The organism is Nostoc sp. DSM 114167, assembly GCF_052692655.1.
Genome location: NZ_CP195116.1, coordinates 4144136 through 4158548, shown reverse-complemented (window position 1 = coordinate 4158548; position 14413 = coordinate 4144136). Strand labels below are relative to the sequence as shown.

Genomic DNA, 14413 nt, shown 5'->3' with positions numbered 1-14413 from the left:
ATTTTGATTGAAAAAATCAAGCATGACTAGGGTTAGCGCCAGCTAATCCTAGTTATTTTATAGGTGATATTTTTATTTCATTGAGTAATTTATTTCTGTATTTATAGATATTCATAGAGCTTTTATATAGAAAAGATTTTAATTTATCTTACCTTTATAATTTCATCGGAAATTACAGTTAGATTATTGACGGAGAAACAGAAATCAGAAATACATTTCTCTCCCTTGAAGTGCATCCTCTTCATCTCGCAAAAGTCGAATAATCATATCCCTACAAATCTCCGAGGTAATTGCATGAAAGCGGTGATTTTGGCTGGAGGTCTTGGTACACGCCTCAGTGAAGAAACCAGTGTTAGACCCAAGCCGATGGTTGAGATTGGTGGTAAGCCAATTCTTTGGCACATAATGAAAACTTACTCTGCCCACGGCATTAATGACTTTATTATTTGTTGTGGTTATAAAGGTTACATCATTAAGGAGTATTTTGCTAACTACTTCTTACACATGTCAGATGTTACCTTTGACATGCGCTTTAACCAGATGAACGTGCATTCTGGTTATGCAGAACCCTGGCGTGTCACCTTAGTAAATACAGGTGATAATACAATGACAGGCGGACGCTTAAAGCGAATCAGCGAACATCTTGGTAATGAAACTTTTTGCTTTACTTATGGCGATGGTGTTAGTAATATTAATATCACCGAGCTAGTTAAATTTCACAGAGAACAAAATAGCTTAGGAACACTTACAGCCGTTCAGCCAGCTGGACGTTTTGGTGCTATTTCTTTAGGATATGAGCAAACTAAAATCACTAGCTTTCGGGAAAAACCGGAAGGTGATGGAGCTTGGATTAATGGCGGTTATTTTGTGTTAGAACCAGAAGTAATCAACTTAATTGCTGATGACTCTACGGTATGGGAACAAGAGCCATTAGAAAAGCTAGCTGATATGGAGCAGCTATCTGCTTTCAAACATGATGGGTTTTGGCAACCAATGGATACTTTACGCGATAAAAACTATCTCGAAGGGCTGTGGAAAAACAATCAGGCTCCTTGGAAGGTATGGTAAGAGAAGAGTTAGGAGTAGAGACGCGATTAATCGCGTCTCTACAAAAGTTAAGAGTAGAGACGCGATTAATCGCGTCTGTACAAAAGTTAAGAGTCAGGAGTTAAATGACAAATGACAAATGACTTAATAGATTTACTGTAATTTGAAGTGCGATAATACTAATGTATGATTTTGCGATTATCGGTGGGGGAATAGTTGGACTCTCGACAGCGTTAGCTTTAGGAAAACGCTATCCCAATGCCCGCATTTTAGTACTAGAAAAAGAGAGTCAATGGGCATTTCACCAAACTGGCAATAATAGCGGGGTAATTCATTCTGGTATTTACTACAAGCCAGGGAGTTTCAAAGCTAAATTTTGTCGTGATGGTTCTCGTTCAATGGTAGAATTCTGCCAAGAGCATGGAATTGACCATGAAGTTTGTGGTAAGGTCATTGTTGCAACTGAAGAACAAGAGCTACCACGCTTAGAAAATCTCTACCAACGCGGCTTAGAGAATGGCATAGAAGTCCAGAGAATTAGTCCTGAAGAAGTCAGGGAAATTGAACCTCACGTAAGATGTGTAGGTGGCATTCGGGTATTTTCAACTGGTATTGTTAATTACAAGCAAGTTTGTTTGAAATATGCCCAGCTAATTCAACAGCAGGGTGGAGATTTACACCTGAATACAAAAGTCCTGAAAATCTCTCCAAGTGGTAAAAATCAGGTACTGCAAACAAACAAGGGTAGCTTTGAAACCCGCTTTGTAATTAATTGTACTGGATTGCATAGCGATCGCACCGCTAAACTAGGGCAAGTTGAACCCCAAGCCAAAATTGTGCCATTTCGGGGAGAATACTACGAACTCACCCCAGAAAAACGCTATCTAGTCAAGACACTAATCTACCCAGTTCCCAATCCAGATTTCCCCTTCTTGGGTGTCCACTTTACCCGGATGATTGATGGTAGCGTCCATGCAGGGCCAAACGCAGTTCTATCCCTCAAACGCGAAGGTTACAAAAAAACCGACTTTGACTTACGGGATTTTATGGAAGTCATCACCTATCCCGGCTTCTGGAAGTTAGCAGCTAAACACGCTGATGAAGGCATCCAAGAAATCATTCGTTCTTTTAGCAAAGCAGCCTTCACCAGAAGTTTACAAAAACTAATTCCCGAAGTGCAAGCAGAAGACTTAGTTCCCACCCATGCAGGAGTTCGCGCTCAAGCCTTAATGAACGATGGCAAGCTTGTAGACGACTTTTTGATTGTTTCCGGTCAAAACTCTATTCATGTTTGCAATGCTCCTTCTCCTGCTGCGACATCCTCTCTAGAAATCGGCAAAGCACTTGTAGCAGAAATTCCCCAACTTTCGCATCTAGAGAGTGTAGTCACTGCATAGATATCATAGTTGTTATTTCCGGGACTGCTGAATTAAGGGATGAATCTTGTATAGTGGGCATCTTTTCTTTACCTGCCTGAAAATACAAGAAACAGGTAATACCAATTGCAAAAAAAAATGCGACAAATACACCATTTGTAGAGACGCGATTCATCGCGTCTTGATCCAAGGATGTGTTGCAATCATTAATTGAATTGGTATAAGACAATACGCTTGGGTTAAGAAGAATAGTAGGTTGGGTTGAGCAACAGCGAAACCCAACAAAGCCTTGACAATGTTGGGTTTCGTTCCTCAACCCAACCTACACCAGTTTTAGTTTTTAGCCTACAAACTAAAAATATAGCGGTTCCCTTCTAGATGCAACAACACTCTAGGACATACATCTGTGCGTCCAGCTAAACGAAGAATTTAACTCATCAATACAATACAAAGGAATTAACCACAATGAAAATATTAGTAACTGGCACAGAAGGCTATCTAGGTTCGTTATTACCCCCTTTGTTAATCGAACGAGGACATGAAGTTATTGGTCTAGATACCGGCTTCTATAAAGTTGGTTGGCTGTACAACCCTAGTGGAGTCACACCCAAAACCCTTAACAAAGATATCCGCAACATCACCCCTGATGATTTGGAAGGTATTGAAGCCATAGTTCACATGGCAGAACTCTCCAACGACCCAGCCGGACAATTAGCACCCAATATTACCTACGAAATTAATCATGTAGGTTCAGTTCGTCTAGCTAGTCTAGCTAAGGCTATGGGTGTGCGTCGCTTCGTATATATGTCTTCGTGCAGTGTCTACGGTGTTGCTACCGCAGGTGATGTCACAGAAAAATCCGCAGTTAATCCTCAAACAGCCTACGCAGAATGCAAAACTCTTGTAGAAAGAGATGTCGCACCACTCGCTGACGATGACTTTTCTCCCACCTTTATGCGGAATGCAACAGCTTTTGGTGCTTCTCCCAGAATGCGCTTCGATATTGTTTTAAACAACTTAGCAGGGTTGGCATGGACTAGCAAAGAAATCAAAATGATTAGTGATGGCACACCTTGGCGGCCATTAGTCCATGCATTGGATATTTGCAAAGCAATAGTTTGCACCTTAGAAGCACCACGAGACATTGTACATAACCAAATCTTCAACGTGGGAGATACAGCGAATAACTATCGCGTTAAAGAAATCGCAGAAATTATTGCTGATGTTTTTCCAGATTGCAAATTGTCCTTTGGTGACAACGGCGCAGATAACCGCAGCTATCGCGTATCCTTCGAGAAAATCAACACAATCCTACCTGGATTTAAATGTGATTGGAATGCCCGACTTGGTGCCCAGCAGCTATTTGATTTATTCAGTCAAATACACATGGCTGAAGATACTTTCTTGTTTAGAGGATTTACTCGTTTAAAACAGCTAGAGTATCTAATTCGGACAGAGCAAATTGACAAAGATTTCTTCTGGAATAAAAAATACTAAAGCTGCCTAGCTGCAACAGAAAAAGAATCTAAGCTTCCGAATCAAATAGTATTGATTCGGGCTTATTCTATTCCTCAAGTTATTTGCAATCAGCGAGTTAAAATTTATGGCGTTCATCTCAGCATTAGTAAACGAGTTAGCCATCTGAAAACTAAAGAGATTGTCGCTGGACTGCATCGCTACATTTTGAGAAAAAGCCAAATAAACAAAGTCGAAGATGAATAAATTGCTGACTATCGCAATCCCTACATTCAATCGTGCCCAGATTTTAGATAAACAACTTACTTGGTTAGCTAAATCTATTAAAGGGTTTGAGTCTGACTGTGAAATCTTTATTTCTGATAATTGTTCTACAGATAATACTCAAGAAGTTATTAAAAAGTGGCAGATAATTCTTAGTAATGTCACATTTAGATCAAATAAGAATAGTGAAAATGTTGGGGTAATGAGTAATATTGCTTGTTGCTTAAAAGCTCCAAATAGTAAATATGTTTGGACAATTGGTGATGACGACCCAATTCAAGAGAGAACCCTAGATTATGTGCTAACAACACTAAAAAAACATTCAGATTTAGCACTAATGTTTTTAAACTTCTCTGGTCGTCAAAAACAAACAGGTCAACTGGTTGTCGAACGCTGGTTGAATAGCGATAACGACGAACTAAAAGTTGATGGTAAAACTGTATTTCAAAGTTATCTGAATGAAAATTTTGGCGGTGTACTTTTTATATCAGCAGCAATTTATCGCACAAATCTAGTGCAACGCGCTTTACAAAAATGGCCGTCTGCTACTAATAATTGGGCATCTCAAGCATATTGGACTGCATTTTGTGCTGCTCATGGGAGTGTCATCGTCACTAAAGACACTTATTTAGAATGTACTATGGGCGCTAGTCTTTTGGATCTCGATCCGACATGGAACTTTAAAATGCGATATGCATACATACCTGAAGTTTATATAAAACTACTAAAAGTAGGATATCCTCATAAATTTTGTCAGGAAATGATTTGGCAGAATTTCCATCAAAAAACTGACTTGAAAATCCTATTAGGCGCTTTAAAACGTTGGCCTTTATTGACAATCAAGATATTTCTTCCTTACCTACGTTTGTTAAGTATATCAGCTTGGGCAATTCTTTTTCCACCCAAACAGCTAGAAAGTAATCTGTAACTATTCATATATCAATTTATTAACTACTATTTCTTACCATGCAGAAATTACTAACCATTGCTATACCAACTTATAATCGTGCTGAATTACTGGATAAACAGTTAGCATGGTTAGCTCAAGCTATCAAAGGTTTTGAAGATGATTGTGAAATTTTGGTTTCTGATAATTGTTCAACAGACAATACTCAGGATACGATTAAAAAATGGCAAATAATCCTTAGTAGTATCCCATTTAAATCAAATAAAAATCCTCAAAATTTAGGCGTTGTCAAAAATATTATGTATTGCCTAAATTCTACTACAACAAAATATGTTTGGACGATTGGTGATGATGACCCAATTCAAGATAGAGGCATTGCTTATGTGATTAGCAAACTTAAGCAATATGAAGATTTATCATTATTGTTTCTCAACTTTTCTGGCCGGAACCAAATTACTGGTGAACCAGTTCATCCACCAACAATTGTTGGTAATCGTTGGTTTGATATAGATAGTGAAGATGGTGATGGTGATGGTAAAGCTATATTTGAGCATTGTTTCTCAAAAAGTGTCGGTGCAGTCATTTTTCTGACTGCGACAATCTACCGCACCGATTTAGTGAAACGCGCTCTACAAAATTGGCAAGATGCTGAGAATAATTGGATATCTTTAGCATATTTAGCCGGGTATTGTGCCTCTAATGGTCGTGTAATTGTCACGAAAGAGACTTATTTGGAATGTGTTGTGGGTGTGAGTTATTGGCAGAAAGAACCAAAATCTGCACTTTTAATGCAATACAAACACATACCCGAAGTAATTTTGAAATTGGAGCAGAGTGGATATTCTAAGCAGTTTTGTCGGCGGATGCTTTTGCAAAACGGTAAAGAAGTCAACTTGAAAGTTTTCTTAGGTGCTTTAAGAAGATGGCCTATGTCTGCCATTAAGACAGTAGTCCCATTTTTAGCTTTAGTCGGTTTATGTGCTTTTGACGTGATGATTTCTAAAGAATTTAGTTTAGCCGAATCAAATGAAATACCTGCTCAAGAAGTACGAAGCTATAAGCCATAAGCTACTAAATTACTGAGAAATCGACATTAAAATTAGAAAGAGTTTACCAGATGTTTAATCTAATTAAACGCAAATTATCTACACTATCTGCTGACTTGGAATATTATCTAGCTCGTTGGAAGCATAGCAGAAATTTGCCAGCATTGGAAGGGCGCGATGTCTGCGACGGGCTACGCCTACGCAATATCCTCAAAGCTCTCAAAAAAGACGGTGTTTGTGTCACAACACTGGCAGATTTAGGCTTAAACTCTAGCTCCGAACTGCTCAAAGCTGCTTATCAGCAATTGTCTCAGATGGAAAATCCCAACAACGACCATCTAGATGAAAAGTTGCCACAAATTTACACAGTTACAGGTTTACCAGAATTTTATGCCTGGGCAATGGAGAAAAGACTTCTCAATCTGATCGAGAATTATATTGGTCTGCCTATTGCTTTTCACGGTGTACATTTACGTAAAGATTTCCCTAGCAAACATCAGTTTGGCACGCTACTATGGCATAGCGATGCTGAAGATCGTCGCATTATCAAAATCTTTATTTACTTGAATGATGTCGAAGAAAAAACTGGGCCTTTTGAATACATTCCCCGCTCTTTAACTTCCTTGTTTAGTTGGAATTATATTCAGCTTTACTACAAACTTTGGAAGTCAGGTTATATGGGCATTGATGATGAAGAAGTGAAACCAGTCATCCCCAAATCAGCTTGGAAATCCTGCCCAGGCCCAGCAGGTACTGTGATTATTGTAGATACGAAAAATGCTTTGCATCACGGCACAGTCCGCACAGAAGAACGCTCAACACTATTCTTTTGTTATACCGCCAACCCTCCTGAAAGACCAGAACTTTGTACCCAATACTGGGATGATACTTATCCCAGAGCAGAGTTAAGACAACAAGTAGAAAATAGCCGATAGTCTATTAAAGGTAGTCATGCCATGCTGCTCAAGATTAAACGCAAAATATCTTCACTGGGATCTGAGTTAGTTTACAGATTAGCACTTTGGAAACACGCTGCTAATTTGCCTGTACTAGAAGCAAGCGATCGCAAAATTCTTGATGACCTTAAATGTGATGGTATTCATGTTACCACACTTGCTGAATTGGGATTCGATTCAACAGCAGAATTGCTCAAGGCAGCTTATGGTTATTCGTCCCAAATGGAATCTGGCAATCATGATGATTCACATGAAAAATTTCCCCAAGTTTACACAGTTACATATTTACCTGAATTTGCTACTTGGGGAAGCGAAAAAAGGCTCCTAAACATCATTGAAAACTACATTGGTCTGCCAATCATTTTTCATGGTGTACATCTCCGCAAAGATTTCCCTAATAAAAATCAGTTTGGTACACAACTATGGCATAAAGATGCAGAAGACCGCCGCATGATCAAAATCATTATTTACTTAAATGATGTTGAAGAAAAGCACGGACCCTTTGAATATATTCCCGCCTCTTTAACCTCTTTATTTAGATTAAACTATTACCGTACTTACTACAAGCTTTGGCAATCTGGTCATTTAGGCATCACAGATGAAGAACTAAATGAAATTATCCCGAAAGAAGCTTGGAAATCTTGTACAGGAGCGGCAGGAACTGTGATTCTTGTCGATCCCAAAAAAGCCATACATCACGGTACATCACGCACTGAAGATAGGTTAACTTTATTCTCGTGCTACACTTCTACTTCTCCCGAACGTCCAGAAGTTTGTACTCAGTATCGAGACGATACTTTTCCCCAACCAAAGTTAGCACCATATAGTTCAGTCCAAGCAAGCTAATTGTTAATCTAAAAACCCACTCAAAACTATTTTTGATGAGGTTTGTAACAAGTTTTGTTGTCCTCAATATTCTTCTCAAGGTTATTCATTCATGATCTTCACTTCAACTGCACTCAAAGACGCATTCATCATTGATTTAGAAGAAAAGCCAGACCACCGTGGTTTTTTCGCTCGGTCTTTCTGCGCTCAAGAATTTGCAGCACACGGATTAAAGCCAACAGTTGCCCAATGTAACCTGTCTTTTAATTACAAAAAAGGTACTATCCGCGGAATGCACTATCAAATTCTGCCAGCAGCAGAAACCAAATTAATTCGCTGTACGAAAGGCGCAATCTACGACGTAATTATTGATATGCGTCCTGAATCTCCTAGCTTTTTATCACACATTGGTGTAGAGCTAACCCCAGAAAATCGCCGCGCTTTGTATGTTCCAGAAATGTTTGCTCATGGCTATCAAGCGTTAACCGATGAGACTGAAGTTGTATATCAAGTGGGTGAATTTTACACCCCAGGATATGAAAGAGGTTTACGCTATGACGACCCATTTTTTAACATTGATTGGCCTTTAGATGTAACTGAAATCTCCGAGAAAGATTTAAATTGGCCCTTGTTGAGAATGATGACTGTTGGCGGTACAGCTTCCAGATAACATCAACTATTTCTCTGTGCCAGGTGTTTTCCACACAACACACTGGCTCCTCTGTATGAGGTAAGGTAGTTCCAAAAAATATGGCATCTAGCAAGCAACCAGTTAGTAGCTATCATTAATGATGATTTCTATGAAAATGTACTTAATGTTGAGTTGTAAAAAATTATTAAGTGCAAAATTATCGAGAATTTGTAACACAACAAACAGTTCCAAAAAGGAGTTTAGTTCATGATTATTATCGATCGCGCCTTACAAGCCCGTGCAGCAGCAGGAAATCCTATCAAGGTGGGAATGATCGGTGCTGGTTTTATGGGTCGAGGAATTGCCAACCAAATTGTCAATTCAGTGCCAGGAATGGAGTTAGTTGCTATCTCCAATCGTCAGATTGGTGCAGCTAAACAAGCTTATTCGGAAGCAGGAATTGAAGATATTCAAGTTGTTGCAACTATCAGCGAATTAGAAGATGCGATCGCTAACGGTAAGTATGCAGTCACAGAAGACGCTAAGTTACTGTGTCAGGCTGAAGGCATCGATGCATTAATCGAAGTCACAGGTGCAGTGGAATTTGGCGCTCAGATCGTTATGGAAGCGATCGCCCATTGCAAACATGTGATTATGATGAATGCCGAACTCGATGGCACCATTGGCCCCATCCTGAAAGTGTATGCCGACAAAGCAGGTGTGATTCTCAGCGCTTGTGATGGCGATCAGCCAGGGGTACAAATGAACCTTTATCGCTTTGTAAAAAGCATTGGTTTAACTCCCTTATTGTGCGGTAACATTAAAGGACTCCAAGACCCCTATCGCAATCCCACCACCCAGGAAGGATTTGCTAAACGTTGGGGTCAAAAGCCCCACATGGTGACTAGCTTCGCCGACGGAAGCAAAATTTCCTTCGAGCAAGCGATCGTTGCCAATGCCACAGGCATGAAAGTCGCCAAACGGGGAATGTTGGGATATGACTTCAACGGTCATGTCGATGAAATGACCCACTTATATGATGTTGAACAACTCAAAGAACTGGGCGGCATCGTCGATTATGTAGTTGGAGCAAAACCAGGCCCAGGCGTATATGTATTTGCCACTCACGACGACCCCAAGCAACGCCACTATCTCAACTTATATAAATTAGGTGAAGGCCCACTTTACAGCTTCTATACTCCTTATCACCTCTGTCATTTTGAAGTTCCCTTGTCCGTAGCGCGTGCTGTTTTATTTGGTGATGCTGTGATGTCTCCACTAGCAGGCCCGTTAGTAGATGTTGTCACCACCGCCAAAATCGACCTGAAAGCAGGAGAAACCTTAGATGGCATCGGCTACTACATGACCTACGGACAATGTGAAAATTCCGATATCGTCCAACAGCAAAATCTTCTACCAATGGGTTTAGCTGAAGGGTGCCGCCTCAAACGAGATATTTCTAAAGATCGAGTCCTCACTTATGAGGATGTAGAATTACCTGAAGGCAGACTTTGCGACCAACTTCGAGCCGAGCAAAACGCCTATTTCGCTCCAGAAAAAATCTTAGTAGCAGTTGGATAATATCGGTTCTAAAAATATTCGCCACAAATGAATTAGCTGTAGGGGCGTACAGCTGTATGCCCCTAATACGTTTCGGATCAGATCCCCCCGCCTGCGGCGACCCCCTTAAAAAAGGGGTAAAGAGGAGAAAAAGCCCCCCTGCTTTTTAAGGGGGGTTGGGGGGATCTCCGAAGCCCCTATATATTTGTCGCCAGAATTTCATCAAGAGGATAGAAACTATACTGCGGGACACTAAAGTTGTTGATAGTAATACCAATTTTAAAAAAGAATGCGACAGATAAACACTTCCAAACCTTCGTTTTGTCTGGCTTTCTTAATTTTGAATTGGTACAACTTGCTGGGGAGCGTTTCAACAAACCCGATCGAAACTTTAGGTCAAATTTCATGAAAATTGCTCTCGTCCATGATTATTTAACCCAGCGAGGTGGGGCAGAGCGTGTGTTTGAACTGCTTTGTAAGCGCTATCCTGAAGCAGACATTTTCACATCTTTGTACGATCCCCAAAAAACTATCGATCTAGGCGATCGCATAGTTAATACAACCTTCTTACAAAAGATTCCTGGTGCAGCAAAATATTTTAGGTCGATGGCTCCTCTATATTTTCCTGCCTTTCGTGCCTTGGATCTGCAAGACTACGATTTAATTATTAGTAGTAGCACCAGCTTCGCCAAAGCAGTGCGAAAAAACCCCAATGCCCACCACATTTGTTTTTGCCATAACGTCACCCGTTTCTTATGGGATACAGCAACTTATTTAAGAGAGTACGGAGACTATAGATATTTTGCTCCTTTAATCGAACAAATATTTCAAGTAATGAGAAAGGTAGATTTGAAATATGCACAGGAGCCTGACCTTTACATAGCTAATTCCAGCGTTGTTGCCCGCCGAATTGAAAAGATTTATGGCAAAAAGGCAATGATGGTGAACTATCCAATTGATACTAGTAAATTTGTTTTTTCCGATATAAAAGATGAATATTATCTGGCCTCCGCCCGGATGATCGGTTATAAGCGACTTGATATAATAGTCGAAGCTTTTAATTGGTTGGGGTGGCGGCTATTAATATCTGGTGACGGACCAGAATTAGCACGGTTAAAATCCAAAGCATTACAAAATATTGTGTTCTTGGGACACGTAAGTGATAGAACCCGTAAAGACTTGTTTTCCAAAGCCAAGTCTATTATTGTCGCAGCCTTAGAAGATTATGGGTTAGTGCCAGTAGAGGCTAACGCTAGCGGTACACCAGTCATCGCTTATGGAGCAGGTGGAGTATTAGATACTCAAATTCCAGGTGAAACAGGAGTCTTTTTCAAAAGACAAACACCCGAATCTCTACAAATTGCATTACAAGAAGCCAACGGCATTTCTTGGGATTACGATCGCATCCGCAATCATGCTGTAGCAAATTTTTCAGAGAATGCATTCTTTGGCAAGGTTGAGCAAATTATTAACCAAGCTTGTGGCGTGCAGCAATTATTCATTTGATTTCTGAATTTTCCACTATCAGATTACCTATTTATTTGCTCTCTTGTGATTGGCAGTTCGTAAAAAAATAGGTATTTTTCGGAGAATCTCTTAGCGTAAGTCTTGAAGACAAGGATATAAAAGTGGTTCAAAATAGTCTAAATCCTCATCTAGCTCTAGCTTCTGAAAGTGAACCAAGTTACGGGCAAATGTTTGCCGTATTTGTGCGGAGATTTCCTTGGTTCTTAGCAGTATTAATTAGTTCTATTGCTATTGCCAGCATAGTAACTGTAAAAACAAAGCCTACTTATAAAAGTTCTATGCAACTGCTAGTAGAACCTAACTATCAAGGTAAAACGGAAGGTGGTGCGGGAGTAGACAATCAGTTTACTGACTCTAATGTGGTCATAGATACTGCCACCCAGCTTAACTTGATGCAAAGTTCGGGACTCATTCAAAAAGCAGTTGATAAACTTCAGTCTAATTATCCAGATATAACTTCGGCGGAAATTAAAGCTTCTTTGGTCTTAACTCAAATTAGGAGCAAAGAAGATAATGTCGCTACTAAAATCTTTCAAGTTGAATATACCGCTGGAGATCCTGAAAAAACCCAAAAAGTTCTGGATGCAATTCGACAAGTTTATCTGGAATATAACAAACAACAACAGAGTTCGCGTTTACAAAAAGGTCTGCAAATCATCAGGGAACAGTTAAGTAAAGCCAGTGAAGAAGTAAACGCATCTGAGACAAATTTACAAAGGTTTCGCAGAAATCAGAACTTAATCGATCCAGAGTCACAGGCGAAAGCGATTGAAACAGCTTTGAACAATCTTTCCCAAGAAAGACAGACAACTCGCGCTCAGTATGGGGAAGCTTTAGCACGCCAAAAATCTTTAGAAGAACAACTTAACCGTTCTCCCCAAAATGCTCTAGTTGCTTCTCGTTTGAGTCAGTCTACTCGCTATCAAGGCTTACTAAACGAAATCCAAAAAAGCGAATTGGCACTAGCACAAGAACGCTTACGGTTTACAGATCAAACTCCGAGCGTGCAAAAGCTCAAAGAACAGCTTCAAGGCCAAAAGGAATTATTGCAACAAGAGGTAGGAAGAACTTTAGGCGAAAAGTCTGCTGGTGCGTTCACTTCTGGAGATTCTCTTCTCGAAAAAGGGCAGTTGGGTCAAATCGATCTCAGCCTTGCTGGTCAGTTAGTAGAAACGCAGACAACTATAGTTGCTTTAACTGCTCGCGATCAAAGTTTGGCTCAGAAAGAAAACGAGTTGCGTTTGGAAATCAAACGCTTCCCGCCTTTGTTGGCTTATTACAATCGAATGCTACCACAGTTGCAATTTAGTCGTGAAAGATTAGAGCAGCTTTTAAGAGCAGAACAACAATTACGGCAAGAACTTTCCAAGGGTGGATTTAATTGGGAAGTGGTAGAAGATCCTCAAAAAGGTGCAAAATTAGGCCCCAATCTTCAACAGAATTTGCTGTTAGGTGCTGTGGTTGGGTTAATGTTAGGAGGTATTGCTGCCTTTATTCGCGAATCGGCTGATGATGCAGTTCACACCACTGCTGAATTAGAGAAGCAAATGGCTATGCCTTTGTTGGGAACAACTCCCAAGTTACCGCCAGCCAAACCTAGAGAATCAATGATTAAGTTGCCTTTTGGCAAGCCAGAAGTTCTCGCTCCTTGGACGATTCAGGTATTGCAATCTCCACCGCGTTGGGAATCGCTGGATCTGATTTACAAAAACATTGAACTTTTAAATACTGTTACTAATTTAAAATCTTTGATGATTACCTCGGCTTTAGCCGATGAAGGTAAATCAGCTTTGGCGTTGGGTTTGGCAATGAGTGCTGCTCGTTTACACAAAAGAGTACTGCTGATTGATGCCAACTTACGCGATCCCAGTTTGCACCACCAACTGAATCTTCCCAATGAGCAGGGGCTTTCAACTTTATTGGCGAGTGATACAACTCTACCCAACCAAATTAGTCTTCAATACTCAGGTTCCGCCTACATCGATATTTTGACCGCTGGCCCCAAACCTGCCGACCCAGCTAATCTGTTGAGTTCCCCTCGGATGATCCAATTAATGACAGCATTTGAGGAAAATTATGATTTGGTTCTGATAGATGCGCCCCCAGTTCTCGGTTTAGTAGATGCCATGCTTACCGCATCATCTTGTCGTAGTGTGATTATGGTGGCAAGTATTGGTATTGTGACGCGAAGTCAGCTTAATCAAGCGACAGCGATGCTGAGTAAGTTAAATCTGATTGGGGTTGTAGCTAATGGGGTATCTAATAGTAGTAATTACGTACCCAATATCAAACAACAACAATTGGCTCTACGTCAAGCTGTAGAAAAGTAGCTAGTACGGCTAGATGATAAATCCCCGACTTCTTTAAGAAGTCGGGGATTTTGCGTTTCGTATTTATAATCAAAATTTGCTTTTGTTGCGATCGGGAAGAATTCAGTATATTTATGCTATCTTTATGAGTTTTCAGAGAAATCACTGACTCTTTAAAGAATAAATAAAGAAGTTATTTGAGCGATCGCTATTTCTACAGAGTCTTATATTCTAGAGATTAAAGCACCTTCATAAAGGCTAGAAGACAAGAGCAGACGGGTTTTTCAAATCTATCAAGATAATGGACACCTCAGCGTAATTCAACGTAAATATAGATTCATGGGTAATTTCTCTCTACACTTCTCTACTGTCAGTAGTTTCCGGAAAATCAAGATTTGCCCATGAATGTTAATAGTAGCGGTGATTGCTACCTATGTAATTAGTATCTGTCTAATTTGTAAATCTCTACACCAGCAGAATTCTACGCAA

At 40.1% G+C, this 14413-nt stretch carries 11 protein-coding genes; all 11 read left to right on the top strand.

The annotated features are described in order from the left end of the window. Positions 1-294 precede the first annotated feature (294 nt). The 11 genes from rfbF to NSTC731_RS17740 all read left to right on the top strand — a co-directional run bounded on the left by rfbF (position 295) and on the right by NSTC731_RS17740 (position 13945). Positions 295-1068, top strand: coding sequence for a glucose-1-phosphate cytidylyltransferase (rfbF, locus tag NSTC731_RS17790; protein WP_445631955.1), 774 nt, complete (start codon positions 295-297; stop codon positions 1066-1068). Between the two features lie 161 nt (positions 1069-1229). After that, positions 1230-2444, top strand: a complete 1215-nt coding sequence (lhgO, locus tag NSTC731_RS17785) for an L-2-hydroxyglutarate oxidase (RefSeq protein ID WP_445631954.1) — start codon at positions 1230-1232, stop codon at positions 2442-2444. 444 nt (positions 2445-2888) lie between these two features. Next, a complete protein-coding gene (locus NSTC731_RS17780) occupies positions 2889-3920 on the top strand; it encodes an NAD-dependent epimerase/dehydratase family protein (protein WP_445631953.1) in 1032 nt (343 codons plus the stop codon). A 217-nt stretch (positions 3921-4137) separates the two neighbouring features. Then, positions 4138-5091 carry a glycosyltransferase family 2 protein gene (locus NSTC731_RS17775; RefSeq protein ID WP_445631952.1) on the top strand — a complete coding sequence of 318 codons (954 nt, stop codon included), beginning with the start codon at positions 4138-4140 and terminating at the stop codon, positions 5089-5091. Between the two features lie 38 nt (positions 5092-5129). Then, positions 5130-6137, top strand: coding sequence for a glycosyltransferase family 2 protein (locus NSTC731_RS17770; protein ID WP_445631951.1), 1008 nt, complete (start codon positions 5130-5132; stop codon positions 6135-6137). 50 nt (positions 6138-6187) lie between these two features. Further along, positions 6188-7051 (top strand): phytanoyl-CoA dioxygenase, encoded by an 864-nt coding sequence (locus NSTC731_RS17765; protein WP_445631950.1) that lies wholly within the window; start codon positions 6188-6190, stop codon positions 7049-7051. A 21-nt stretch (positions 7052-7072) separates the two neighbouring features. Further along, entirely contained in the window at positions 7073-7918 is an 846-nt protein-coding gene (locus NSTC731_RS17760; RefSeq protein ID WP_445631949.1) for a phytanoyl-CoA dioxygenase family protein, read from the top strand. Between the two features lie 91 nt (positions 7919-8009). Then, positions 8010-8567 carry a dTDP-4-dehydrorhamnose 3,5-epimerase gene (gene rfbC / locus NSTC731_RS17755; protein ID WP_322697143.1) on the top strand — a complete coding sequence of 186 codons (558 nt, stop codon included), beginning with the start codon at positions 8010-8012 and terminating at the stop codon, positions 8565-8567. Between the two features lie 228 nt (positions 8568-8795). Then, positions 8796-10109, top strand: a complete 1314-nt coding sequence (locus NSTC731_RS17750) for an NAD(P)H-dependent oxidoreductase (protein ID WP_445631948.1) — start codon at positions 8796-8798, stop codon at positions 10107-10109. Positions 10110-10493: 384 nt separating this feature from the next. Continuing rightward, a complete protein-coding gene (locus tag NSTC731_RS17745) occupies positions 10494-11594 on the top strand; it encodes a glycosyltransferase (RefSeq protein WP_445631947.1) in 1101 nt (366 codons plus the stop codon). 122 nt (positions 11595-11716) lie between these two features. Then, the gene (locus NSTC731_RS17740) at positions 11717-13945 is read left to right on the top strand and encodes a GumC family protein (RefSeq protein WP_445631946.1); all 2229 of its coding nucleotides are present in this window, start codon (positions 11717-11719) and stop codon (positions 13943-13945) included. Positions 13946-14413: the final 468 nt, after the last annotated feature.

Excerpts from the sequence above, each read along its gene's own strand:
- rfbF (WP_445631955.1), top strand. The coding sequence starts at position 295 with ATGAAAGCGGTGATTTTGGCTGGAGGTCTTGGTACACGCCTCAGTGAA.
- lhgO (WP_445631954.1), top strand. The coding sequence starts at position 1,230 with ATGTATGATTTTGCGATTATCGGTGGGGGAATAGTTGGACTCTCGACA.
- NSTC731_RS17780 (WP_445631953.1), top strand. The coding sequence starts at position 2,889 with ATGAAAATATTAGTAACTGGCACAGAAGGCTATCTAGGTTCGTTATTA.
- NSTC731_RS17775 (WP_445631952.1), top strand. The coding sequence starts at position 4,138 with ATGAATAAATTGCTGACTATCGCAATCCCTACATTCAATCGTGCCCAG.
- NSTC731_RS17770 (WP_445631951.1), top strand. The coding sequence starts at position 5,130 with ATGCAGAAATTACTAACCATTGCTATACCAACTTATAATCGTGCTGAA.
- NSTC731_RS17765 (WP_445631950.1), top strand. The coding sequence starts at position 6,188 with ATGTTTAATCTAATTAAACGCAAATTATCTACACTATCTGCTGACTTG.
- NSTC731_RS17760 (WP_445631949.1), top strand. The coding sequence starts at position 7,073 with ATGCTGCTCAAGATTAAACGCAAAATATCTTCACTGGGATCTGAGTTA.
- rfbC (WP_322697143.1), top strand. The coding sequence starts at position 8,010 with ATGATCTTCACTTCAACTGCACTCAAAGACGCATTCATCATTGATTTA.
- NSTC731_RS17750 (WP_445631948.1), top strand. The coding sequence starts at position 8,796 with ATGATTATTATCGATCGCGCCTTACAAGCCCGTGCAGCAGCAGGAAAT.
- NSTC731_RS17745 (WP_445631947.1), top strand. The coding sequence starts at position 10,494 with ATGAAAATTGCTCTCGTCCATGATTATTTAACCCAGCGAGGTGGGGCA.